Origin of the sequence: Aequorivita sp. KMM 9714, from assembly GCF_011065475.1 — a bacterium.
GTDB classification, from domain to species: Bacteria; Bacteroidota; Bacteroidia; order Flavobacteriales; family Flavobacteriaceae; genus Aequorivita; species Aequorivita sinensis.
In genome coordinates this window covers 1,217,974-1,243,080 of the sequence record NZ_JAAGRO010000001.1, presented here as the reverse complement: position 1 = coordinate 1,243,080, position 25,107 = coordinate 1,217,974, and the positions used below count along the sequence as shown (strand labels likewise).

General features: G+C 34.0%; 24 protein-coding genes. 8 read left to right on the top strand and 16 right to left on the bottom strand.

Annotated features, from left to right (window positions below; translation table 11 throughout):
* Positions 1-140 precede the first annotated feature (140 nt).
* Positions 141-1,199 (top strand): SRPBCC family protein, encoded by a 1,059-nt coding sequence (locus G3A46_RS05565; RefSeq protein WP_165147224.1) that lies wholly within the window; start codon positions 141-143, stop codon positions 1,197-1,199.
* 1 nt (position 1,200) lies between these two features.
* The gene (gene crcB / locus G3A46_RS05560; protein WP_165147221.1) at positions 1,201-1,572 is read left to right on the top strand and encodes a fluoride efflux transporter CrcB; all 372 of its coding nucleotides are present in this window, start codon (positions 1,201-1,203) and stop codon (positions 1,570-1,572) included.
* On the opposite strand, the gene G3A46_RS05555 is transcribed toward crcB, so the two are convergent.
* From G3A46_RS05555 to G3A46_RS05545, 3 genes are all read right to left on the bottom strand, one after another.
* Positions 1,569-2,174: a DUF1684 domain-containing protein gene (locus tag G3A46_RS05555; protein WP_165147218.1), complete on the bottom strand. Its 606-nt coding sequence runs from the start codon at positions 2,172-2,174 to the stop codon at positions 1,569-1,571. The two genes, crcB and G3A46_RS05555, sit on opposite strands and share 4 nt — an antisense overlap.
* A 289-nt stretch (positions 2,175-2,463) precedes the next feature.
* Entirely contained in the window at positions 2,464-2,661 is a 198-nt protein-coding gene (locus tag G3A46_RS05550; RefSeq protein ID WP_165147215.1) for a DUF1328 domain-containing protein, read from the bottom strand.
* A gap of 94 nt (positions 2,662-2,755) precedes the next feature.
* Positions 2,756-3,199: an Lrp/AsnC family transcriptional regulator gene (locus G3A46_RS05545; protein ID WP_165147212.1), complete on the bottom strand. Its 444-nt coding sequence runs from the start codon at positions 3,197-3,199 to the stop codon at positions 2,756-2,758.
* A 117-nt stretch (positions 3,200-3,316) separates the two neighbouring features.
* Here G3A46_RS05545 and G3A46_RS05540 point away from each other — a divergent pair, with 117 nt between their 5' ends.
* Positions 3,317-3,712, top strand: a complete 396-nt coding sequence (locus G3A46_RS05540; RefSeq protein WP_165147209.1) for a hypothetical protein — start codon at positions 3,317-3,319, stop codon at positions 3,710-3,712.
* Positions 3,713-3,791: 79 nt separating this feature from the next.
* A complete protein-coding gene (locus G3A46_RS05535; protein WP_165147206.1) occupies positions 3,792-4,397 on the top strand; it encodes a hypothetical protein in 606 nt (201 codons plus the stop codon).
* A 78-nt stretch (positions 4,398-4,475) separates the two neighbouring features.
* Here G3A46_RS05535 and G3A46_RS05530 read toward each other — a convergent pair whose 3' ends face one another.
* Positions 4,476-7,901, bottom strand: a complete 3,426-nt coding sequence (locus G3A46_RS05530; protein WP_165147203.1) for a methylmalonyl-CoA mutase family protein — start codon at positions 7,899-7,901, stop codon at positions 4,476-4,478.
* Between the two features lie 155 nt (positions 7,902-8,056).
* Here G3A46_RS05530 and G3A46_RS05525 point away from each other — a divergent pair, with 155 nt between their 5' ends.
* From G3A46_RS05525 to G3A46_RS05510, 4 genes are all read left to right on the top strand, one after another.
* The gene (locus G3A46_RS05525) at positions 8,057-8,992 is read left to right on the top strand and encodes a T9SS type A sorting domain-containing protein (RefSeq protein WP_165147201.1); all 936 of its coding nucleotides are present in this window, start codon (positions 8,057-8,059) and stop codon (positions 8,990-8,992) included.
* A gap of 164 nt (positions 8,993-9,156) precedes the next feature.
* Entirely contained in the window at positions 9,157-10,080 is a 924-nt protein-coding gene (locus G3A46_RS05520) for a T9SS type A sorting domain-containing protein (protein ID WP_165147199.1), read from the top strand.
* An 88-nt stretch (positions 10,081-10,168) separates the two neighbouring features.
* Positions 10,169-10,882: a DUF4197 domain-containing protein gene (locus G3A46_RS05515; RefSeq protein ID WP_165147197.1), complete on the top strand. Its 714-nt coding sequence runs from the start codon at positions 10,169-10,171 to the stop codon at positions 10,880-10,882.
* Positions 10,883-11,003: 121 nt separating this feature from the next.
* Positions 11,004-11,183 (top strand): Lacal_2735 family protein, encoded by a 180-nt coding sequence (locus G3A46_RS05510; RefSeq protein ID WP_165147194.1) that lies wholly within the window; start codon positions 11,004-11,006, stop codon positions 11,181-11,183.
* Between the two features lie 12 nt (positions 11,184-11,195).
* Here G3A46_RS05510 and G3A46_RS05505 read toward each other — a convergent pair whose 3' ends face one another.
* From G3A46_RS05505 to G3A46_RS05450, 12 genes are all read right to left on the bottom strand, one after another.
* The gene (locus tag G3A46_RS05505; protein ID WP_165147191.1) at positions 11,196-11,975 is read right to left on the bottom strand and encodes a helical backbone metal receptor; all 780 of its coding nucleotides are present in this window, start codon (positions 11,973-11,975) and stop codon (positions 11,196-11,198) included.
* Positions 11,962-12,783 carry an orotidine-5'-phosphate decarboxylase gene (gene pyrF, locus G3A46_RS05500; RefSeq protein WP_165147188.1) on the bottom strand — a complete coding sequence of 274 codons (822 nt, stop codon included), beginning with the start codon at positions 12,781-12,783 and terminating at the stop codon, positions 11,962-11,964. The genes G3A46_RS05505 and pyrF overlap by 14 nt, the downstream gene beginning before the upstream one ends.
* Before the next feature lie 128 nt (positions 12,784-12,911).
* Complete coding sequence (prfA, locus tag G3A46_RS05495) at positions 12,912-13,988, bottom strand: peptide chain release factor 1 (protein WP_165147185.1); 1,077 nt, start codon at positions 13,986-13,988, stop codon at positions 12,912-12,914.
* 124 nt (positions 13,989-14,112) lie between these two features.
* Positions 14,113-15,117: a DUF3078 domain-containing protein gene (locus G3A46_RS05490; protein ID WP_165147183.1), complete on the bottom strand. Its 1,005-nt coding sequence runs from the start codon at positions 15,115-15,117 to the stop codon at positions 14,113-14,115.
* Between the two features lie 10 nt (positions 15,118-15,127).
* Positions 15,128-16,306 (bottom strand): AIR synthase related protein, encoded by a 1,179-nt coding sequence (locus G3A46_RS05485; protein WP_165147181.1) that lies wholly within the window; start codon positions 16,304-16,306, stop codon positions 15,128-15,130.
* A 76-nt stretch (positions 16,307-16,382) separates the two neighbouring features.
* Positions 16,383-17,897 (bottom strand): carboxypeptidase regulatory-like domain-containing protein, encoded by a 1,515-nt coding sequence (locus G3A46_RS05480; protein WP_165147179.1) that lies wholly within the window; start codon positions 17,895-17,897, stop codon positions 16,383-16,385.
* 30 nt (positions 17,898-17,927) lie between these two features.
* On the bottom strand, positions 17,928-19,373 hold the full coding sequence (locus G3A46_RS05475) for a CsgG/HfaB family protein (RefSeq protein WP_165147177.1): 1,446 nt from the start codon (positions 19,371-19,373) through the stop codon (positions 17,928-17,930).
* Positions 19,374-19,380: 7 nt separating this feature from the next.
* Positions 19,381-19,743, bottom strand: coding sequence for a curli assembly protein CsgF (locus G3A46_RS05470; RefSeq protein WP_241836861.1), 363 nt, complete (start codon positions 19,741-19,743; stop codon positions 19,381-19,383).
* A 152-nt stretch (positions 19,744-19,895) separates the two neighbouring features.
* Positions 19,896-20,690 (bottom strand): CsgE family curli-type amyloid fiber assembly protein, encoded by a 795-nt coding sequence (locus G3A46_RS05465; RefSeq protein ID WP_165147173.1) that lies wholly within the window; start codon positions 20,688-20,690, stop codon positions 19,896-19,898.
* 4 nt (positions 20,691-20,694) lie between these two features.
* The gene (locus tag G3A46_RS05460) at positions 20,695-21,207 is read right to left on the bottom strand and encodes a hypothetical protein (protein WP_165147171.1); all 513 of its coding nucleotides are present in this window, start codon (positions 21,205-21,207) and stop codon (positions 20,695-20,697) included.
* 103 nt (positions 21,208-21,310) lie between these two features.
* Positions 21,311-22,198, bottom strand: a complete 888-nt coding sequence (locus tag G3A46_RS05455; protein WP_165147169.1) for a hypothetical protein — start codon at positions 22,196-22,198, stop codon at positions 21,311-21,313.
* Positions 22,199-22,831: 633 nt separating this feature from the next.
* The gene (locus tag G3A46_RS05450; protein ID WP_165147166.1) at positions 22,832-25,018 is read right to left on the bottom strand and encodes a glutamine synthetase III; all 2,187 of its coding nucleotides are present in this window, start codon (positions 25,016-25,018) and stop codon (positions 22,832-22,834) included.
* Positions 25,019-25,107: the final 89 nt, after the last annotated feature.

Genomic DNA, 25,107 nt, shown 5'->3' with positions numbered 1-25,107 from the left:
TTTATTAAACGCAAATGTACTAAAATATTGGTCTCTATATTAATTGGTTTATCATGAATGAAATAGCAGACGTCTATATATAAAAGCTTAGATGAAATTTCCGTATCTTAGCACCTACAACCAACACCAACCTCAAAAACATGAAAATAATTAAGTATTTACTTTTTCTTATTCTCCTGATAGTAATTGGCGGTGCCATTTATTTTGGAACACAGGACGGCTCTTACGACATTAAAGATTCAATGGTTATTAAGGCTCCTCCAGAAGTAGTATTTAATAAAGTAAATGATTATAGAAATTGGGAAACTTGGGGGCCTTGGAAAAAAGAAGACCCTACAATAAGATTTACTTACGCCGAAAAAACTGTAGGCGAAGGTGCTTCCTACTCTTGGGATGGTGAAATGAATGGTTCAATGAAAACTACCAAGGTTATCCCTAATAAAGAGATTGAACAAGATTTAACGCTAGAAACTCCAGGAGGAGCGCGTCACCCTAAAGTATTTTGGAGTTTTGAAGAAGTTCCCGAAGGAACCAATATTACTTGGAGAATGAAAGGAGAACACACGCTACTTGATAAGTTCTTTTTCTCGATAAGTGGAACCGATTTTAAAGCTCAAATTCACGATATGAATATTACTGGTTTGGAAGGAATTGCCAAAGAGGTAGTGGAGGATATGAAAAAATATTCGATAAATGTAGATGGGCTTACACAATACGGCGGTGGATATTATATGTACACAACTTCCGTAGCTAGAATGCAAGAATTAGGTGATAAAATGGAACCAATGATGACACAAGTTTTAGACTTTGTTTCTAATAATAATTTAAATATGTCGGGGAAACCTTTCACCTTATACAATCAAGTTGACGAAGCAAACAATACTGTTATTTTCTCAACAGGTGTTCCAGTAAGAGAAAAAGTAATTACTCCTGAAGGAAGTCCAGTTGTTTGTGGATTTATGGAGCCTATTTCTGCGGTTAAAATTTCTCTAAAAGGTAACTATAACCACTTGCCAGAAGCTTATACTAAAGGTAATGAATACATTAAAAAGAATAGTTTAGAAATAGACCCTGAGGGTAAAAAATTCGAAGTCTATATTACAGATCCAAATGAAACTGCCAACCCTGCAAATTGGGTAACAGAAGTTTATATCCCAATTATAACGACGCCAAAACCTGATTTAGAAGAAGGTATTTAAAATGAAGCAACTCGTTCTAGTTTTTATTGGTGGGGGTTTAGGAAGTACATTGCGTTATGGACTTTCTAAGTTTCTAAACAATGCTGAAACAGGAATACCTTACGGTACATTTGCCGCCAATATTCTTGGAAGTTTATTAATTGGAATAATACTAGGACTCGCTTTAAAAAACCAAACCCTTTCTCAGAATACAGTTCTATTTTTAGCTACCGGGTTTTGTGGTGGATTTACAACATTTTCAACCTTCGCTTATGAGAATCACTTATTCCTAAAAAGCGGGGATTTTATGTCATTCGCTTTATATACTATCGCTAGTTTTGTAGTTGCATTTGCAATGGTTTTTATCGGAATGTGGGCTGTGAAGTTTTTTTAATGTTTTCCAAAATTCTTAACCCCAGCTTCAATTCGAATTAACAAATCGTTTTCTTTAGGAGGTATAGGGCAAGAATATTTTGGGTTATATGCACAATAAGGATTATAGGCTTTATTAAAATCGATAACAAAAGTATCTCCTTCAGGAATTCGCTGGTCTAAATACCTTCCCCCACCATAGGAACCGGCTCCACTTGTTAAATCGGTAAACGGTAAAAATAGATAATCCTCGTATCCAGGTTCATTATAGGGTTGTGTGTTTTTAAAGAGACTTAATACAAACTCCTTTCCATCTATACTAAAATGTGCTTCTCCATATTTTACATATTCTGGAGTTCTATCTGTAGTGGTTGGCATTAAAAATGGCTTTTCATTTGGAGTACGCACAAACCTAGCATTCACAATATATTTTTCATCTATTGGATAAAACTCCAATTCTTTAAAAGTTCGAAAATCTTCAGGAGTGAGAATCGTTGTTTCCGGATTAGCGAATTCATTATTTAATTTTATCTGTGCTTCTAGACTTTCTAAAACCAGTGCTTCACTCTGTGCAAAACCTAAAGATGTAATTAGTAAAAATGAAAATAAAAGTAAATTCTTCATAAATAGTTTTTAGTAAAAATAGAAAAGAATTCTAAAATTCGTAATTATTTATTGAGAAGACGAAAAAATATATAACTTTCAAACTTCTCATCAGTTAAATTCTTCTATTACTACAACTTTCACACAGAATTTATTAATTTAAACAATATTCACCTACAAGCAGAAGAAGAAAAACACTATTGGCCAAATGAGGAAAAGGCTATAGCTTGGAAATAGGAATACAAGGGAAGTATAGCTTTACTTTAAGCTTATATAATTCATTTAAAATAAAAAAAGGCGAATACCAATCTTAAGATTGTGACTCTTTTTTAAACCTTTTATTCTTACGACTAACAATTACTGCATCTAAACAAGAGATCATCAAGGCAATTCCCGCAAACAGACAAATAATTCGAACCAACTTATCACCAGGAAACTCTAAACCTGTAAAACCTAATAGTGCTGTGACAATAGTTATAATCAAAAAATGAATAGTATAGTTTTTCATGGTATATGTTTTAATTAGAATACCAAAAATACTTCATACATAGCTCCACAAGTCTTAACAAGATTCTAATTGTAACAATTTTAACATCAGCTAACTACTTCACAGGTTTTAGTGCATTGTTCTTTACAACATGCGAAAGTACTATCTGAGTTTTAGTTTCACCATAAAAAATAAGTTGGTCTATAAAAGACTCTAAATGTTTTTGATTTTTTAAAACAACTTCCATTACAATATTTTCATTTCCTGTAATGCGATAGCAGTTTATAACCTCATCGTATGTTTTTACTATTTCAAGAAAAGGTTTCAATTTACCCATAAAAGCGCGAAGTGTGATAATGGCTTTAAATTGATACCCAGCTTCCATAGGAGAAACATCTGTAAAATAACCAGTTATAATATTAGAGTCCTCCATTTTTTTAATACGTTCAGAAACTGCAGGAGAACTAATACCTACTTCCCTCCCAATTACGGTGTTTGGCTGACGTGCATTTGTTTGAAGACACTTCAGTATTTTCCAGTTTAAAGAATCTATACTCATATTAAAGTTTTAATCAATTTTTACTTAATATTTAAAGCAAATATACGTTTTTACTTTAACATCAATTATGAATTAAAGTTTCTTGTCGCTAAATTTGATACACTTTAAAATTATAAAATGTCAGCTCATACTTACGGAAATAATAAACATTCAGCGATGTACCTAAAAGCAATGGAAATTTTTTCATTAGCTCGTAACATCTCTACATACCTAAGTTATGATTTAGCAGGAATTCAGAAAAACGGAAAAGAAGATCCTAATATTTATTTCAGTGGCGATATTGTTCAACAATCAGTATCACTTGGACCTAAAATTCTAAAAGCAGAAAGTCAACCTTTTTCTGAAGAAAAACACAAGCATGCAGCCTCTGTGATTCACTTATCTAATTTGTTGTACAAAACCTGTGAACGCTTAGAGAAAGTAAATAGCAATGGTAAAGATTTTTTACCGTTACTTAGAAAAGAAATCAAGAAATTCCGCAAACTCCAACATACCTGGCAATTAACTCTTTAACATATAGAGTTCTACTTTTCATTTTCTATATCAGAAACCTATCGTTACCTTTGTAAAAGGAAAGTATTAATGCCTTATTATGTTTGACGACGACGATTTTGATTCTATGGAGCACCACAACAACGTGAGGCAAATGCCTATTTATATAAAAGCCGAGGAAATCTCAAACCTCGTTTATCACCTTGTGAAATCTGTAGAAAACACAGATATAAAGTATAAACGCAAAGGTGAAAAGAAATTAATGGAGTATAACTTGAGTTATATGATGGAAAACTCACTTATTATTCCAACCAAAATTATGGGTGCAGAAAGCGTTGACGCTTACGACCTTAAAATGGAAAATGCCACCATAATTCGTAAATCAGCTCGGGAAATTATCAACGACCTTCAAGGAATTGAAATGTTAGGCTTTGATGAAATTGAATACCTTGATTTACTTCGAAAAGAAGTTGAAAACTTCCGTGTTCTTTTTGCTGAATGGGTAAAAACCTTTGATCCTTGGGATTACACTATAGATCGTTGGGGGCTTTTTAATCCGCCAGGTATAAATTACGACGACCACAGTCCTGAAGATGACATCCCTTTTGATTCAGAAAATATTTTTGAAGATTTTTTTGATGATTATGAAGACGAAGACTGGGAAGATCTAGAAGATGAGGATAGTGAAACTGAGGAAGAGGAATAACAACAATTTTTAATTTTAAAATATAAACCCCGACAATCTAATTAGAATGCCGGGGTTTATTATTATAAATTATTATTTCTACATATTACGTCTATACTGCCCACCTACTTTAAATAAGGCTTCGGTAATTTGACCTAACGAACAAACCTTTGTTGCTTCCATAAGTTCTTCAAATATGTTTTCATTGTGAATTGCTGCAGTCTGTACTTTTTCAATTGCATCCGTTGCTTTTCCATCATACATTTTATGAAGACTTTGAAGTGTTTTAATTTGAACTTGCTTCTCTTCCTCGGTTGCGCGAATTACTTCAGCAGGAAGAACGGTTGGCGAACCTTTACTACTTAAAAAAGTATTTACTCCAATAATCGGGAATTCACCATTGTGCTTTAAAGTTTCATAATACAAACTCTCTTCTTGAATTTTGCTGCGTTGGTACATAGTTTCCATTGCACCAAGAACTCCTCCACGCTCAGTGATACTATCAAATTCTTTTAATACAGCTTCTTCTACTAAATCGGTTAATTCTTCAATAATAAAAGATCCTTGAATTGGGTTTTCATTTTTAGCAAGCCCTAATTCCTTATTGATAATTAACTGAATTGCCATTGCACGACGTACACTTTCTTCTGTAGGTGTTGTAATAGCCTCATCGTAAGCATTTGTATGCAGTGAATTACAGTTATCATAAATAGCGTAAAGCGCTTGTAACGTAGTACGAATATCATTAAAGTCAATTTCCTGCGCGTGCAATGAACGTCCAGAAGTTTGAATGTGATACTTCAGCATTTGAGCTCTTGGGTTTGCACCATACTTCTCTTTTAATGCTTTTGCCCAAATCTTTCTAGCTACTCGACCAATAACTGCATATTCAGGGTCGATACCATTACTAAAGAAAAATGAAAGGTTTGGACCAAACTCGTTGATGTCCATTCCACGGCTCAAGTAATATTCTACATAAGTAAAACCATTTGCTAGTGTAAATGCTAACTGGGTAATTGGGTTAGCTCCTGCTTCGGCAATGTGGTAACCACTAATAGAAACAGAATAGAAGTTTCTTACTTTCTTTTCGATAAAATACTCCTGAACATCCCCCATCAATCTAAGTGCAAATTCTGTAGAGAATATACAGGTATTTTGCGCTTGATCTTCTTTTAAAATATCTGCTTGAACAGTACCGCGAACTTGTTGTAGTGTTTCGTATTTAATTTTGTTGTAAACATCAGCATCTAATACTTGATCTCCCGTTACACCAAGTAGCATCAATCCTAAACCGTTGTTTCCTTCTGGTAACTCTCCGTTATATTTAGGTCGTTCAATACCTTTATCCTTGTAAATTTTGCTGATTTTCTTTTCAACATCTGCCTCAAGACCGTTTTCAACAATATACTTCTCACAATTCTGATCGATAGCTGCATTCATAAAGAAACCTAATAGCATAGGTGCAGGACCATTAATAGTCATACTCACAGACGTCATTGCGTGACTTAAATCAAAACCAGAGTAAAGTTTCTTGGCGTCGTCTAAACAGCAAATTGAAACTCCCGCGTTACCGATTTTTCCATAAATATCTGGTCTTAAATCAGGATCATTACCATATAGGGTTACACTATCAAAAGCAGTAGAAAGCCTCTTTGCAGGCAATCCCATACTTACATAGTGAAAACGTCTATTTGTACGCTCTGGTCCACCTTCACCTGCAAACATTCGTGCAGGATCCTCTCCAGTTCTTTTGAAAGGATATAAACCAGAAGTATAAGGGAACTCTCCAGGAACATTTTCTTGAAGTACCCATCTTAAAATATCGCCCCAAGCTTGATATTTTGGCAAAGCAACTTTTGGTATTTGTGAATGTGAAAGCGACTCGGTATGTGTTTCAATCTTAATTTCTTTGTCGCGAACTTTAAAACTATAGATTGGGTTTTTATATTTATTTACTTTTTCATCCCAACCGGTGATAACTTCCCAGTTGTAGGGATCTAAATTCAACTTTTCACGATCAAACTCAGCAAGTAATAATTTTAATAGATCTTTATTGGCTTCCGAATCGTTAATAAATTCAGAAACTATCCCTGCTTTATCCAATTCTGGTGCTTTTCCAGAAATCGATTCTATAGCTTTATAGATTCCATAAAGTTTTTGGGCAACTTCAGATTGCTCTGAAGCTTTTTTATCGTAAGCTCTGTTGTTTTCAGCAATTTCAGATAAGTATCGCGTTCTTGATGGTGGGATTACAAAAACCTTCTCATCCATTTCTTCTGGAACTTGAAAATCACTTTTAAGATCTCCCTCAGTTTTTTCTGAAATAGTTTCCATTATTGCTTTATACAGCGTGTTCATTCCAGGATCGTTAAACTGGGACGCTATTGTACCATAAACAGGGAGCTCGTCTTGTGGAGTTTCCCATAGGTGATGGTTACGTACATATTGTTTTTTAACATCGCGTAGTGCATCTAAAGAACCGCGCTTGTCAAACTTGTTAATTGCCACTAAGTCGGCAAAATCTAACATATCAATTTTCTCAAGCTGAGTTGCCGCCCCAAATTCAGGAGTCATTACATATAATGAAACATCACTGTGCTCTAATATTTCGGTATCGCTCTGCCCAATACCTGAAGTTTCAAGTATGATTAAATCGAAGTTAGCAGCTTTTAAAACCTGAATAGCTTCAGCTACGTATTTAGACAAAGCAAGATTACTTTGTCTTGTAGCCAGACTACGCATATAAACTCTTGGAGAGTTAATAGCGTTCATTCGAATTCGGTCTCCTAATAAAGCCCCACCAGTTTTTCTCTTTGATGGATCAACGGAAACAATTCCAATAGTTTTTTCAGGGAAATCTATTAGAAATCTTCTTACTAATTCATCAACTAATGATGATTTACCAGCTCCTCCCGTTCCAGTAATACCTAATACAGGAGTTGTATTCTTTTCGTTTATAACGTGAATTTTATCCAACGCATCTTTTGCGATTTCAGGGAAATTTTCAGCAGCAGAAATTAAGCGAGCAATAGAACCGATTTCCTTATTTGGAAGATTCTCTAGTTCATTATTTAGTTTATCACCAATAGCAAAGTCTGATTGTTTTACTAAATCGTTAATCATTCCTTGCAACCCCATTTCTCTACCATCATCAGGCGCATAGATACGAGTGATACCGTAATCCATCAATTCTTTTATCTCTGATGGAAGAATAACTCCTCCACCGCCACCAAATATCTTAATATGACTTGCCCCTTTTTCCTTTAGGAGGTCGTACATATATTTAAAGTATTCGTTGTGCCCACCTTGGTATGAAGTCATTGCTATTGCATTAGCATCTTCTTGGATTGCTGTATTTACCACTTCTTCCACACTACGGTCATGACCTAAGTGTATAACCTCAACACCAGTGGACTGAATAATTCGTCTCATTATATTAATAGCGGCATCATGTCCATCAAAAAGAGATGCTGCAGTTACAATACGTACTTTATGTTTAGGGGTATATGGCTTAATATTTTGCATAATAATTTCTACTTGTAAATTAATAGGCAAATTTAATTAAAACCATACGAACTAAACAGTTATATGTAATAATGATAATTTTTAAAAATATTGTGGTAATAAATCATTTTATCGTATCTTAGGGTATTAATTTCTTAACCTAAATTTAAAATATTATGAAAAAAATCTACTTATTAGCATTTGCTTTAGGAGCATTTGCTTTTTCTACTCAAGCTCAAGTAGAATTAACCGACGATTTTGAATCTTATACGGTGGGCGATGTGTCACCACAAGCAGACCATTGGCGCACTTGGTCTGGTGTTAGTGGAGGTGCTGAAGATGCAGACGTAACAGACGATGAGGCATTATCTGGAATCAAATCATTACATATTGACGGATCTGGAATTACAGATATGATTCTGTTAACTCCTACGGCTCCAATGTTTGGAACATATACAATTCAATGGTACTCATATATTCCTGCTGGTGCTTCCGGATATTTTAATATGCAGGCAGCATTAACCGCAAGTGGATCGGCATGGACACAAGCCCTTATGGGAGGAAACGTTTATTTTAACTGTAGTGGTTCAGAAACCGGACAAGGTGGGGTAACCGGACAAACGGATTGCTCAACTTACGATCAAGTTTTTACATTTCCAGAAGACCAATGGTTTAAAACAACTTGTGTTTATGATTTAGATAACCAAGTTTGGGATATGTTTATTGATGGCCAACAAGTAATATTTTCACAAGTATTTGAATTTGGTGGACAAGTATTTACAGAATTAGCTGGAATTGACTTCTTTTCTGCAAGCCCAAATAACGATATGTATATAGATGATATAACTATGGCTTCTGGGATTTTAAGTACAGAAAATTTTACTGAAGATAAATTCTCTGTATATCCTAACCCTGTAAAAGACATACTAAACATCGAATCTGCAGCTTCAGTAGATAAAGTAACTGTTTATGATGTTTTAGGAAAAGTTGTGCTTCAAGAGATGCCAGGAAAAATTTCTCCTACAGTTAATATGAGCAGCCTTTCTTCAGGAACATATATGGTTAAAGTAACTATCGGAAACAACTCAAAAATTGTAAAAATTGTAAAATAAAGAATAGTTTTAAAGGTTTAATTTAAAAAAGGTCCTTAAATTTTAAGGGCTTTTTTATTTCTAAAAACTTATATTTTTTTTAATAAAAACATCAAAACATCTTTTTTTTAAATCATTTTATTATATCTTAGACCCTCGTAAAATCAAACAAACTATAAAATATTATGAAAAAAATTTACTTATTAGCATTTACCTTAGGAGCATTTAGTTTATCTACATCTTATGGGCAAATTGACCAACAAGATGATTTAGAAAGCTATTCTCCTGGTCCTATTTCAGCTCAATCTGACTATTGGAAAACTTGGTCTGGACAAAATGGTGGTCCAGAAGATGGTATCGTTGCATTAGACCAATCTAACTCAGGTTCACAGTCTTTATTGATTGACGAAGTTGGTGCCCCTGCTGGTAAAGACCAATTATACATTATCGATAGCCAACCAGATACAGATATCTATACTGTGAGATTTAACATGTACATTCCATCTGGTAAAGAAGGATATTTCAACTTACAAGGAGAAACACCTGCAGTTGATCAAGGTGCTGGTTCTTTCTTAAGCCCTGATATTTATTTTAACCCAGACAATATGACTCCAGGTCAAGGTCAAGTTGCTGATGGATCTGCTACTTGGGCTTTCCCTCATGATACATGGTTCCCAGTAGAATTAATTTTAGATCTTGATAACAAAACACTTCAAATGAATGTAGATGGTTTACCAGCTATTTTAGAAGGAACTCCATTTAACGATATGGCAGTACCTTATTTTGGAGCTATTGACTTTTACGCACCTAGCGAGTTTACAACTTACTATATTGATGATGTAGTTACAGCTTTTGGCTTACTAAGCACTGAAGACTTTAAAGCTGATAAATTCTCTGTATATCCAAACCCAGTGAAAGACTTCTTAAATATAGAAACTGTTAATGCTGTAGACCAAGTAGTTATTTACGATGTATTAGGAAAAGTTGTACTTCAAGAAAACCCAAGTACTATTTCTCCAAGAATTAACATGAGCAACCTTCCAACTGGTGCTTATTTAGTTAAAGTAAAAATTGGAAACAGCTCTAAAACTGTAAAAGTTCTTAAATAAGAATTTTAAAATAAGTTTATAATTAAAAGACCCTTCACATTGAAGGGTCTTTTTTTATCTTTGAGGTTTCTATAAAAACACAAACAAGATGTATTTAAAAAAATTTATCCTTTTTATTAGTGTATTCACGCTATTCTCTTGCGCTGAATTACAGCAAGTAGTAAACACCCTTCCAACTGACACAGGTATAGGCATGGACCCTCAACTAATAGGAAACGGTCTTAGAGAAGCTTTAGATAAAGGAATAGATAAACAAGTAACGAAGCTAACGAACAAGGATGGATTTTATAAAAATCAACTCGTGAAGATTATGCTACCTTCAGAGTTGCAAAAGGTAGATCAAACCCTACGCGATATAGGCCTTGGAAGTCTTGCCGATGAAGGGATTAAAGCATTAAACCGCGCTGCTGAAGATGCTGTAAAAGAAGCTACACCTATATTTGTAAATGCAGTTAAAGAAATAACATTTACAGATGCAAAAAACATTCTATTAGGTCCAGATAATGCAGCTACCAATTATTTAGAACAACGCACTAACACGGCATTATATTCAAAATTTAATCCTGTAATAAAAAACTCTTTTGCTAAAGTTGGAGCAGATCAAATTTGGACAAATATTATTACAAGATACAATTCAGTTCCTTTTGTTACTAAAGTAAATCCAGATTTAACCGACTACGTAACCAACGAAGCCTTAAAGGGTGTTTATACAATGATTAGTGTAGAGGAGAAAGATATTAGAAACAATATCGGAGCAAGAACCACAAAATTACTCAGACAGGTTTTTGCAATGCAGGATTAATATACTTAATTATTTAACAGTATAAATCACTAAGCTACTTACTTTTAGGATACTATTAACCAAGCCTTTGTAACATTTTGGCTTTATACAAATTATCTTTGCAATCGTAAAAAATGTGGCAATGACTAATTTGTTTAGAAAAAAATCGAAGCTTGAAAAATTAGAAGACAAATACACTCTTTTGATGAAGAAATCTTTTGAAATTTCTCTAAAAGATGTTGAGAAAAGTGAATTATTTCATAGTCAAGCCGATAAAATTATGAGTGAAATACAAAGGCTTTCATTGAACAGCCATTCCTAATTGATTCCCATATTAGCTTTTGTGAAGTCCTTTAAAGTACTCAAACGCTTTTGTCATTCTACTACCATACCAACTAAAGTATTCACCATCTACTAACTTAACTTCAGCCTTAAATTCTTTTTGTAATTCCGAAACGTGCTTTTCTTTAAAAGGAAATGGCTCTGTGGAAAGCAAAATGGTTTCAGCCTGACGTAATAAATCTTCTTGAACTTCAGGATAACGGGAATTTTCGTCAGTAAAGAGATTTTCAAACCTATTTAATTCTAGTAATTCATTGATGAATGTATCTCTTCCTGCAGCCATATACGGATCCTCCCAAATTAAGTAAACCACTTTTTTTATAGGAAGTTTCTCAGAAAATGCTTTGAAAGCATTCCATTCGGATAAAATTTTTGAGCTTATTTCTAATGCAGATTGCGAGACTTCAAACATCTCCCCTAACCTATTTATCATCTCAATACATTCAGAAATATTTGAGATATCACTTACCCAAACTGGAGCTATTTTCTCTAACTCAATTACTATTTCTTCAGTATTTTCTTCTTTATTACAAATTACAATGTCTGGATTAAGGGCTTTCACCTTCTCGAAGTGTACATTTTTTGTACCTCCAACAATTGTCTTTTCCTTCCGAAGTTCATTAGGGTGCACACAAAACTTGGTTACCCCAACTATATTATCACGTAAACCTAAATCTACCAATAATTCGGTTTGCGAAGGCACCAAAGAAACAATTCGGGTGGGAGTTTTGCTAAGTTTTACAACTCTATTTAACTGATCAATGAATTCCATCTAAAATGGTTTTCATTTCAGTTTGCATTTTCATTGCTACTTCAGCAGCAGCATCGTCAAAATCATTTTTATTTGAAGCGTAAATTATACCTCTTGAAGAGTTAATTAATAAACCGATGTTTTCAGACATTCCATATTTACAAACATCTTGTAGGTTTCCGCCTTGAGCTCCTACACCAGGAACCAATAAAAAGCTATTAGGCACAATTTTGCGAATGTCTGCTAAGTACTCTGCTTTAGTCGCACCAACCACGTACATTAAATTTTCGCTGTTGTTCCAAGTTTTAGAAGTTTCCAAAACCTCTTTATAAAGTTCTTGTTGCCCAACATTTTTTGTTTGAAAATCAAAAGCACCTTCATTTGAAGTAAGTGCAAGTAAAATTGTGTGCTTGTCTTTAAAAGCTAGAAAAGGCTCTACAGAGTCTTTGCCCATATATGGAGCAACAGTAATCGAATCGAATCCTAAGTCTTCAAAGAAAGCTTTTGCATATCTTGAAGATGTATTACCTATATCACCGCGTTTTGCATCTGCAATGGTATATATTTCAGGATAATTTTTATTTAAATAAGAAATCGTCTTTTCCAGGGATTGCCATCCTTTTAAACCATAAGCCTCATAAAAAGCAGTATTTGGCTTATATGCCACTGCATATTGATGTGTAGCATCTATAATAGCTTTATTAAATGCAAAAATCGGGTCTTCTTCCTTTAAAAGAAATTCCGGAATTTTATCAAGATCTACATCAAGTCCAACGCAAAGAAAAGATTTCTTCCTTTTTATTTCTGAAATTAATTGTTGGGTAGTCATTAGGTTTAATTTAAATCTGACGAAAGTTTATTGTAAAGTATCTGAAAATTAAATAGAAGTGAAATTGACCAACTATGATTAATAGTTGGTTCATCCCTACTTTATAAGACTTGTAACGCTAAATTATTTTAAAATGTTTCGCCTGTTTCTTTTAGCTTCTCTGTATTACTCACCAATTGCAATTCGTCTATTATTTCTTGGATATCTCCATTCATAATATTACCCAAGTTGTAAAGAGTAAGGTTTATTCTATGGTCGGTTACACGCCCTTGCGAGTAGTTATATGTTCTAATTTTAGCACTACGATCCCCACTTGTTACCATAGAACCTCTTTTAAGAGCATCTTCAGCTTGTTTTTTAGCCAATTCCATATCATACAAACGTGAACGAAGCACTCTAAAGGCTTTTTCCTTGTTTTTATGCTGTGATTTTTGATCTTGACACTGCGCAACCAATCCTGTTGGAACGTGAGTTAAACGCACAGCAGAATAGGTAGTGTTAACAGACTGCCCACCTGGACCAGACGAACAGAAGAAATCTACCCTTACATCTTTTGGATTAATTTCAATATCAAATTCTTCAGCTTCTGGAAACACCATAACCGTAGCAGCACTTGTATGTACACGTCCTTGAGTTTCGGTTTGTGGTACTCGTTGTACACGGTGTACACCAGCTTCAAACTTTAGAGTTCCATAAACATCATCACCTTCAATTTCAAACTGAATTTCTTTAAAACCTCCGCTAGTACCTTCACTTAAATCTATAACGTTTGTCTTCCAACCTTTACCTTCACAATACTTTGTGTACATTCTAAAAAGGTCTCCTGCAAATATACTTGCTTCATCACCACCAGTACCCGCGCGAATTTCCATAACGGCGTTCTTAGAGTCTTCAGGATCTTTAGGCACTAAAAGGAATTTAATTTCCTCTTCTAATTGAGGCAAACGAGTTGACGCTTCGTCTAGTTGCAACTTTGCCATTTCAACCATTTCCGCATCGCTTCCATCTGAAATGATTTCTTCAGCTTCATTAATATTATCAGTAAGCTCAAGATATTCTGATCTTTTATCCATCAAAACTCTTAAGTCTTTATATTCTTTATTTAACTGAATATATCTCTTTTGGTCACTGATTATATCTGGTTGAATGATAAGGTCACTCACCTCATCGAAACGTTGTTTTATTATTTGAAGCCTGTCTAACATATATTTTTATAATGAATGGCAAATTTACAATTTTTTAGTCGAAATTATTTCGATTGAAAAAATGAAATTATTTCTTGAAGAAACCTGAAGTTTCTATATCTATTTTGTGGTGTTTTAGAGCAGATTACGAGGTTTCTTTCGATTTAGATAACTTATCAAAATCGATAACCACTCCTACTCCAAGTATTTGTTTCCATTGAACACTTGGACCTTCAAGAATGATTTCTTCGTTTGTGATCTCATTTCTTTTGGACTCTACTTTAATATCATTATCATATCTGAGGTGAGATCCTAAAGTTGCTTTAACAAACTTGTTTACTTTCATATCTATATTCACCTCCCAATCAATATCAATATTGCCAAAACTATTGACGTAATCGGTATATAATCTTAAATGACTATTCAACTTAATATTTTCGAAAATATTCTCTTCGTATTTATTGGTTAACAGTATACCTACTTCTTGCTTTATATTATTACCCTTACTCAACATATTTCCATCCATATCGTAAATAGCTGGATTTACACCAAAGGCACCTCTATTTGCTAGATGATCATCCATTACAAAAGTGGTTTTTAAAGTAAAAGGAGAAGCATAAAATGATAAATGTTCAATTTTTCTACCGTATTCCATCCCAACACCAAAAAACATATAACCAGGCGCTAAAAACCTAGATATAGCTTCATCTTTATTAGGGTATTTATAACCATTTGAAAACTGAGTGTTAAAGCTAAATCTTGCAGAATAAAACCAATTGCTTATAGAATCGGTTTGCAACACTACGTTGGAATTTAAATCTATAACATCTTCGGTTTTTTTTACGCCATTATCTTGTTGCTTATTTAAACCGTACTTCAGATTTAATTCAGAGTTCCAAAACCATTTTTCTTGCTTATATTTTGCTACAGACTTAGTAGAAACAATACCTGAAATAGAATTTGTTCCTCCAGAATTCCAATTAGTAAAAGATACTTGGTTTAGCAATAAGCCAGCCTCATTTTTGGTTCGCCAACCTAAGTCGACAGTATCCTTTTTTTTTGTTTTTACCTTTAATGAATCTGTATGCGCTTTTAAATTATAAGAGTTAAGAATCAATAAAGGAAAAATTAACCAAAGAGTATATTTCATTATAATCTATTTAATATGTAAACGTGCCGTTTTCACCAGTTATTGTAAGCTTCTTTGTTTCTGAAGCCTCAACTCTACCCACTATTTGGGCGTCTACATTAAATGACTTTGAAATTTTTATGATTTTCTCGGCAATTTCTTCTGGAACGTATAACTCCATTCTATGCCCCATATTAAAAACCTTATACATCTCTTTCCAATCGGTCTTACTTTCAGCTTGAATTAGTTTGAAAAGTGGTGGAACATCAAAAAGATTATCTTTTATAATATGAAGATTTTCTACAAAATGAAGAATTTTGGTTTGTGCCCCTCCACTACAGTGTACCATACCATGAATTTCTTTGTTGGTAAACTGCGATAAAATTTCTTTAATTATCGGCGCGTAGGTACGAGTTGGAGACAAAACTAATTTCCCAGCATCTAAGGGACTGTTTTCAACAGTATCTTGTAGTTTTTTAGAGCCAGAGTAAACTAACTCAGACGGCACTGACGAATCAAAACTTTCAGGGTATTTATCACTTAGGTATTTTTCAAATACATCGTGTCTGGCCGAAGTAAGGCCATTACTTCCCATACCTCCATTGTATTCTTTCTCGTAAGTTGCTTGCCCAAAAGAAGCCAAACCAACAATTACATCGCCCGGTTTTATATTTGCATTATCAACTACATCACTGCGTTTCATTCTTGCAGTTACGGTAGAATCTACAATGATAGTTCGTACTAAATCGCCCACATCAGCTGTTTCACCACCAGTTGAATATATGTTTACACCAAATTGTTTTAATTCGGAAATCAACTCTTCTGTACCATTTATTATTGCAGAAATAACTTCACCTGGAACTAGGTTTTTATTTCTTCCAATGGTTGAAGAAAGCATAATATTATCTACAGACCCCACGCAAAGTAGGTCGTCTATATTCATTATTAGCGCGTCTTGAGCAATCCCTTTCCAAACAGATAAATCTCCTGTTTCTTTCCAATACGTATATGCAAGTGAAGATTTTGTCCCAGCACCATCGGCGTGCATAATTAGACAATAGTCTTTATCACCCGTAAGATAATCGGGGACTATTTTACAAAAGGCTTTAGGAAATAGACCTTTATCAACATTTTTGATGGCGTTGTGTACATCTTCTTTACCGGCTGAAACACCTCTTTGTGCGTATCTATCTGAATTTTGTGAGCTCATTTAATAAAATTTACGGCAAAAATACGCATTAAAAAAAGCCCAGCAAAGTGGGCTTTTTGAAATATGATTAATTAGTTTACTCCCAATCAGGCATAAATGCATTTTCAAATAGAAGAGTTCTACTTTCGCTATCATCTATTTCAAGTTGATATACATCTTTTTGAGAGATACCATCGTTAGAGGTATTTGTGAATATCACAAAAGCTTCATTAGGTGAGAAAATTGGTTCTAAATCGTTAGTACCATTAGGTTTTTCACCAGAAATATCTGTGGTTGTATTTGTTACCATATCGTATAGGAATATTCTAGAATTCAATCTTCTATAATCTAAAGGCTCAAAACCATCCACATCATAAGAGTATACAATTTTAGAGTTTGTTACAGAGATATCCAATCCTCCTGCACCACCAGGAAGTCCAGTAATAAGAGTGTCTAACACTGTTCCACTAAAGTCTATAGTAAAAATTGAAATATCATATCCACTTAAATTATTTGTTTTCAAAACTATTAGATCGCTATTTTCACTAACAGCTATTTCAGAAATTAAAGAACCATCGGTAGTTTGATATACTAGTTCAAGGTCTTGTCCGCTTGATCGAATTCGATATAATTTATCTAATACTGGGAAGTATATACGATCACTCGTTGGAGGCCAAGATATATTTATTTCATTCAAATTAAAACCATTAGGCTTTACGTTTGATGTAACTTTAACCTTATCCGTACCATCGCGGTTCATAGTATATATGTCGGCTTGGGCACCGGTGGTTTGTAGGTAAGCAATTCTATTTGCAGCAACATTTCTACGTGGCCTGTAACTATTTGTATTTTCTGATGTTAACTGAAATTCATTACCTTCTTCATCTGCTGAAAATATAACGTTGTTACCATTTATATTTCTAACAAAGAGAAATCTATTTTCAATAGGTGCGGGTTTCACTTTAAATGTTCCAACAGGACTTAAAACTGGAGGATTATATTCGTCCGCAGCCGATACTTGCCAAAAATATTGTGCACCGAGCATCAATTCTGAATATACAAATGTAGAGTCTGTAAGCTCATCGAACATAAGTACTTCTTCATTTTGGTCATTTCTCAACTCTAATGTAAATGTTATAGGGTCGCCTTCAGGGTCTGTTGATTTCCATTCAAATACTGCTTCAATGCTTTCTAGAACTTCATTTTCCTCAGGTGCAATTAACTCAGGGGTTGATGGTGGTCTATTATTTGCCGTTGAAACCTCCATATCGAAAATAACATTAACGGTTTTATTTGCAAGAACAGTTGCTGGCTCATATCGAGCTAGATAACCATCCAAACGAGCTAAAACAGAGTATTCACCTCCAGGAACATTTTCTATAATAAAATATCCTTCATCATCTGTAAATACTGTACTAGTTACTGGACTTGTAGAAACTCTAACGTTCTGCAATGGTTCGTTTGTCCCTTCTATTACAGCCTTTCCGGTAATTTTACCGTAGGCGTTTTCGTCAATTCGGTCTTCGTTACAGCTAACCAAAACGACAAATAACAAGCATAAGAACTTTATATATGTAAAACTTCTTCTCATCTGTATGTTATATTTGTTCATTAATGTTATTTTCTTAAAACCACCCGATTATCAATTATTAAGCGGTGATATTTCAAGTTGATCACCTTCTTGGTAAATCTTCTTTTTTGACCTAGAAGAACCAAAATGATAACTCAACCCTAAACTCATTGTATAATAGAAGTCGTCCCTTCTTCCTTGAGGTAAATTGTCTATTTTATCTGAGAATGTAACATCCCACTCTCCATTAAGTACAAATGACACTCTAGGAGATACACGATATTCTAATCCAGCTCCAAACTTTAAATTAAAGTAGCTATCCCAACGTTGTAAATCGCCTATAGGGCTGTCATCTGCGAACAACAATATTCCTGGTCCTGCGTAAAAAATAGGACTTAACCTATCATTAGGCAGCATATTATACTCAACATTAACACCTTGACTAAGCCACCAATGATTTATTTCTGGAGTAGAATTTAGCCTAAAAAATTGAAAATCTGCTGCTACTCTTAATTCTGGAAGGATGGAATACTTATACAGTAGCCCAAATTTATAATCTAAAATTCCAGTGGTATAATCTCCATCCACTAATGCCATACCGGCATTAATATTGAACTGACTTTTATAATTATTCTCTAAATATCGTCTTTCGTAAAGTTCGGTTGATTCTTCAACTTCTTTTTCAAGTAAATATTCATCTACAATCTCTTTATTTTTCTCACTTCCTTCTTTTGTAGACCATAATTTGTCTTTGATACCTTCAATGATTAGCATTTCAACCGACTTCTCAATAGCTTCTTGAACTGCCATTTGCGCTGGTTCATTTTTAGTAAAACCTGTTTCAACCTCAAGTAAGCGTTGAAAATTCACATATTTGAAAAGACTTACATCTACGGCTTGGGAAAGAATAGTTTTTGAAACATATACTGTTTTTAAAACTTCACCAGTGTTAGTAGAAACCGCACGTAAATAAACAGTAATTCTATCTTGTCTATATTGTGTAGATCCTCCAACACCAAAATACCTTGCACCAGCACCACCTGTTATGATGTTTGAATCATAGGACACTACTCCACCTTCTAATAAAACACCAGCAAATAAAAGTGGAGGTAATCGCGTAGGCGAATTATCATTAGCTCTTCTGTGTTCCTCACGAGTTGATCGTATAATCTGTCGCTCGTTTAGAAGATTACTTATGTTTTCGCGCTCAATAGGTCTAAACCACTTTGAGTCTTCTAAGGCTTTAATTAAAATAGTGGTTGCACCTTGAGTTATTGCAGTACTGAAAGTACTTCCATTTTCTATGTTTTTATATTGCCCGGTTTGGTCTTTAAAATTATAAACCCCAGCAATTATTGGTTCTTCTGGCTCTGGAAGGGTATAAAGCGTTTTTGTTTGTTTAGTAATCTCACCTATACGTGCGTCTTGCGGACCCAAGGGTTGATTAAAATATGCACCACAACCCCAAAATAAAAAAGAGAGAGCTACAATACAAAGTTTTGTAAGTGTATTCTTCATATAGATTTTAATTTGGAATGATTATTTGGGTTGCTTCACCAGTAATAATATTTAATACATTTATCACTAATCCTCCCGATGATTCAAATACTTCATACTGATAGTCACCACTAATACTTGTTCCCATTGGAGGAGTTTTCCCTTGATTAAATTGATTATAACCAAGTTGATTAAATCCGTCCAATCGATCTAAGGCATCAAATGCAGAATCATCCTCAAATGAATTTTGAGCATTGGCAGAGTTTAGTAGCCAAGCCCCATTAAATGGATCTCCCCCTACAAATGATGGATTTATAGGCCTATACACTAGCTGTTGTCCGAAACTCACAGTAGAAAAAGTAATAAATAAGAAAAAAATAAAGTATTTCATCTTCATTTGTGTTAGTTAATTTTTATGAGATATTAAAATGTTTTAATCTCAATGAAAAGATAAGAAATTTTTACATATTTTTAACAGAAAAACCGATAATTATTCATGAAAGACAGCAATATTCTCTTCTTTTAAGGTAAAAAAATTATTTCCTAGTAATATTTCTGTGTATGCTTTCTCTCATTATATTGATGTAAAAACCAATATACTTTTCTAATAGCAATGTCTGCCATCTGTTTTAAGAACTCAATTTGAGGCCTAACAAAAAATTCTAAAACTTTTTCATTTGCTACTAAAATTTCAATTTTGGTAGTATTATTTAATGACAAAACTTCTTTGATAGTTACGACTTCTGCTCCGTTTATATTGTTTAATCTGTACTTTTGATCAAACAATTTATAAAAATCCCTGCCTGGTTTTGTTTTAGTATCCTCGGTAACGATTCCACTAATCATAACACCATCTACAGGTTTTGTACTAATATCTGGCGACAGGTTTACAGCTCTTTCTCTTTCGATGCTATCACGTTTTTGAAGTGCTAAATCCTCTTCCGTTGCATTTATAACTTTACGATCCATACCCAATGGTGTATCTTCGTCGTCATATATTAATAGCAACACAATTACCCGTTCGTTGTCATTAACAGTTATAGTAGTTGTGGAAAGATTTTTTTTCTCTCCAATCTCTAGTACAAATCTTCCACTTTGATCGTTTTTTGATGTATTTGAATTATTATCTTGATTTTTAATCACAGAAAGAACATAATGTAAACTCTGATTAGAAACAGTTTTATTTACAGCCGAACTAGTAATACTATAAGAATTCCCATGTTGCTCTATATTGATATTAGCTTCCACCTCAGTATTGTAAATTTGAGATAGAGCTATACAAGGCAACAACAGCAGCAAAAAGAAAAGAGGTAAGCTATGTAATCGAGTTTTGTACAAAATTTTAATTTTTTAAATTCCGAATTATAACGGTTTGATTTTTACCTTTCATCGTAACCATCATTTTATCGGACATTGAATTTTGGCCACCAAGCCAAATTAAGTTTTGATTAGCTCCAAACTGTAAAACGTTAGCAGCATGTATATCACTGTGACTAACACTTAAGTCCGTAAAGCTATGATTATTACCAATTTGCAAAACATCTTCTGAGATTTTATTTGCAGCAACCACCATATTAACGTCATTTCTATTACCAAATTGATTCACGTCTATATAGCTATAATTTGAATTTGTAACAGCAAAGGCGGAATTGTAATTTCCCACTTGTTGCACACGAGTAACATTATTAACCCCAACTAACTGGTTGTTTTGTGCAGCTACAACATTTAGTAGTGATGTTTTAGACTGGATATCCTCCAAAGCCTTATTGTCTTTGTCTTTATAGGTTTGACCATAAGTAGCACACGCCATAAACCAAACAATAGAAACTACCGATATTTTAATTAAGTTATTCATAATATTTTGTTTTAAGAGTTGGTGTAAAGCGTAAGAGCACTTAAAAAGTGCTCTTACAGTTTACTACTTTTCTATAAATATAATTAATATTTATTTCAGTATACTATAGATTAGTTTGAACTACTAAAGAGCCGTTACCAATTCCTATTTGATTAACTACACTGTTGTGACCAAGACCGAATTGACCAACAACACTAGTGTTTCCAAGTCCAAATTGATTTACCATTGAAGTATTAAACAATCCCATTTGCAATACAAGGCTTCCGTTAAGAGCACCTATTTGATTAACATCTGAATCGTTAAACCATCCGATTTGACCAACAAATGATTGGTTTCCTAGACCCAATTGGAAAACATCTGAATCATTCAATAATCCGTCTTGATAAACTGTAGATCCATTTCCAATTCCTAATTGAGTTACATCTGAAAAATTCAAAACCCCCATTTGGTCAACATCTGAATTATTTCCTAAGCCAATTTGAATTACATCAGAGTCATTTCCAAATCCGTTTTGATCTACATCAGAAGTGTTAAAAGCTCCTAATTGATCTACGTCTGATATGTTAAAGTCCCCTATTTGAGTAACACTAGAAGTGTTTAAAACTCCAGTTTGATCAACATCAGAATCATTGTCATTTCCAACTTGCAATACAGTAGAACCATTAGCTAAACCCCATTGAGTTACTGTAGACTCATTATTTTGTCCTAATTGCACAACTAATGAACCGTTAAGTGCACCATCTTGATCTACATCAGAATCGTTGTTAGCTCCAACTTGAAGTACCGCAGATTGATTTAGAACACCATACTGATCTACCATTGATGTGTTTCCAACACCAAACTGGAATACGTCTGAGTCATTAAGAATTCCTTGCTGGAAAACTGTTGAACCATTTCCTAGTCCAAATTGAAGAACATTACTGTCATTTGATTGTGCGAACATTACTGTTCCCGCGATTAGCGCCAATGCGCTTAAAACTACTTTTTTCATAATTTAAAGATTTAAAGATTATTAATAATTGGTTAAAAATTCTTTTTCTTGCAAGGAAAAATTTCCTTGAGGTTTTTCAGGAACACGTAAAAGCATTCCATTAAAATTAAATTATGGGGATGGGTGTAAAGATGAACTTAGTAAAAGAACATTTTAAAAAGTAGGGATTTTTTTTAATTTACAAAACGCTGGGGACAGGTTTGTTTATTTGAGGAGGAATTGCAGTTCGAGATAACTTATCTCCTTTTGAACTACACAACAAATATGCAACAAATATTATTAATAAACAAACAAAGTTGATCTTTTTACGCAAATAGGGGGAAACAACTATTTTTAAAAAATAATCCCCTATTTAATTTTTTAACCTTCAATAAAACCCACAGCACCTAGGGTTCATTTCAATTTTAACTTTCTAATCTATAACTAAGAAACTTTAAAAAAAGGTTGGAACTTAAAATAACCTTAGATTTATTTAAGCAATCTATAATACCAACACATTTATTAGATTCATCACTTTAAAAGCACACACAATTAAACACCATTAACTGCGTCTTAAAAAGATGATTTTCAAAAATAAAAAACCGCTCAACAAAAGTTAAGCGGTTTAGAATGATCCTTATATAATAGAGTATGTTATTTTGTAAATAACAGTTCTCTGTATTTAGTTAATGGCCAAAGCTCATCGTCTACTAAAAGTTCTAGTTTATCACAGTGATACCTTATAATTTGGAAATAAGGTTTTACTTCGTGACAATATGAAAGGGCACGTTTTTCAGCGTTTTCAATTTTATTAGCTTTTTTACGCTCTTCAATCATATCGGTAATGCCTTTATTAATTTTAGCAAGGTGTTCACTTATTTGTTCAATAAGGTGCATTTGCTCTGTAGCATACTTCTTAAAGTCGGTACCGTAAATATTTTTTAAACCTTGAACGTTTTCTATCAATATGTTTTGATATTGAATAGCAGTAGGAATAATGTGGTTTCTAGCAATATCACCAAGTACACGTCCTTCAATTTGAATACGCATAGTGTATTCTTCCATTTCAATTTCATAACGAGCTTCCATTTCCACTTTGCTCATTATCCCTAACTCTTCAAAAAGATCAATAGTTTTCTTAGAGATTTTCGCCTTTAATGCCTCTGGAGTTGTTTTGTGATTGCTAAGTCCGCGTTTTTTTGCTTCCTGTTCCCATGCTTCACCATAACCATCACCTTCAAAACGAATTCTTTTTGAGTCTTTAATATACTCTCTAAGCACATTGAAGATGGCGTCGTCCTTCTTCATCTTTTTGCTCTTTATCAATCCGTCAACTTTTGCTTTGAAGTCGATAAGTTGTTTAGCAACAATCGCATTCAACACAGTCATAGGGTTTGCACAGTTAGCTGTTGAACCTACTGCACGGAATTCAAACTTATTACCTGTAAACGCAAAAGCTGAAGTACGGTTACGGTCGGTATTATCTAGTAAAATTTCTGGAATTTTACCTACAACATTTAACTTAAGCTCTGTTTTTTCTTGTGGCGAAAGTTTTCCGTTAGTTACTTTTTCAAGCTCATCAAGAACCTCAGTTAATTGCGAACCAATAAAGGCCGAAATAATTGCTGGCGGCGCCTCGTTAGCCCCTAATCTATGATCGTTACTTGCACTTGCAATAGAGGCTCTAAGTAATTCTTCGTGATCGTTTACCGCTTTAAGCGTATTGATAAAGAAAGTTAAGAACTGAAGGTTTTTCATTGGAGTACTTCCAGGCCCCAAAAGGTTTACTCCTGTATCTGTAGCTAACGACCAGTTGTTATGTTTCCCACTTCCATTTACATTCGCAAATGGCTTCTCGTGAAACAACACCCTAAAATTATGTTTTTCGGCAATTTTATGCATCAAATCCATCAATAAGGAGTTGTGATCTACCGCAAGGTTTGTTTCTTCAAATATAGGAGCCAACTCAAATTGATTTGGGGCAACTTCATTATGACGGGTCTTTACTGGAATACCTAATAACATACATTCAGTTTCCAAGTGTCTAATAAAGTTTAAAACACGTGCAGGAATTGAACCAAAGTAATGATCGTCTAATTGCTGTCCTTTAGCAGAAGAATGACCAAGTAGGGTTCTTCCAGCCAATGAAATATCAGGACGAGAAGCTGCTAAAGCGCTATCTACTAAAAAGTATTCTTGCTCCCAACCTAGAGTTGCATTTACTTTAGTTACATTTTTATCAAAATATTTTGCTACTGCAGTTGCTGCATTATCAATAGCAAGTAATGCTTTTAGCAAAGGAGTTTTATAATCTAACGCTTCACCTGTATACGAAACAAAAACTGTAGGTATACATAATGTCGTTCCGTAAATAAATGCTGGAGAAGTTGGATCCCACGCAGTGTATCCACGAGCTTCAAATGTATTTCTAATACCACCATTAGGGAAACTAGAAGCATCTGGTTCTTGCTGTACTAATTGACCGCCACCGAATTTTTCGATAGCGTGACCGTCTTCCATTGTTTCAAAAAACGCATCGTGCTTTTCAGCAGTTGCACCCGTTAAAGGTTGAAACCAGTGAGTATAATGTGTAGCACCTTTAGCAATTGCCCATTCTTTCATACCTGTAGAGATATGATCGGCAATGTTTCTTTCTATTTTAGCGCCAGTATTAATAGCTGCCATAACACTATTAAATGAATCTTTGGTAAGATATTGACGCATAGCATCTCTATTGAAAACATTTTTTCCAAAGATTTCGGAACGCCTTTGTGGTTCAGTTACAGGAACTGGAACTCTATCAAAGGTCTTTTTTAGTGCGTGAAATCGCAATGTTGGCATCTTGTAGTTTTTTTAGTTTGACATTGCAAAAATAAGAAAAACCAAAGCACACCCCTTTATTTTTAGAGTTTTTTTGAAAAAAAATGTGT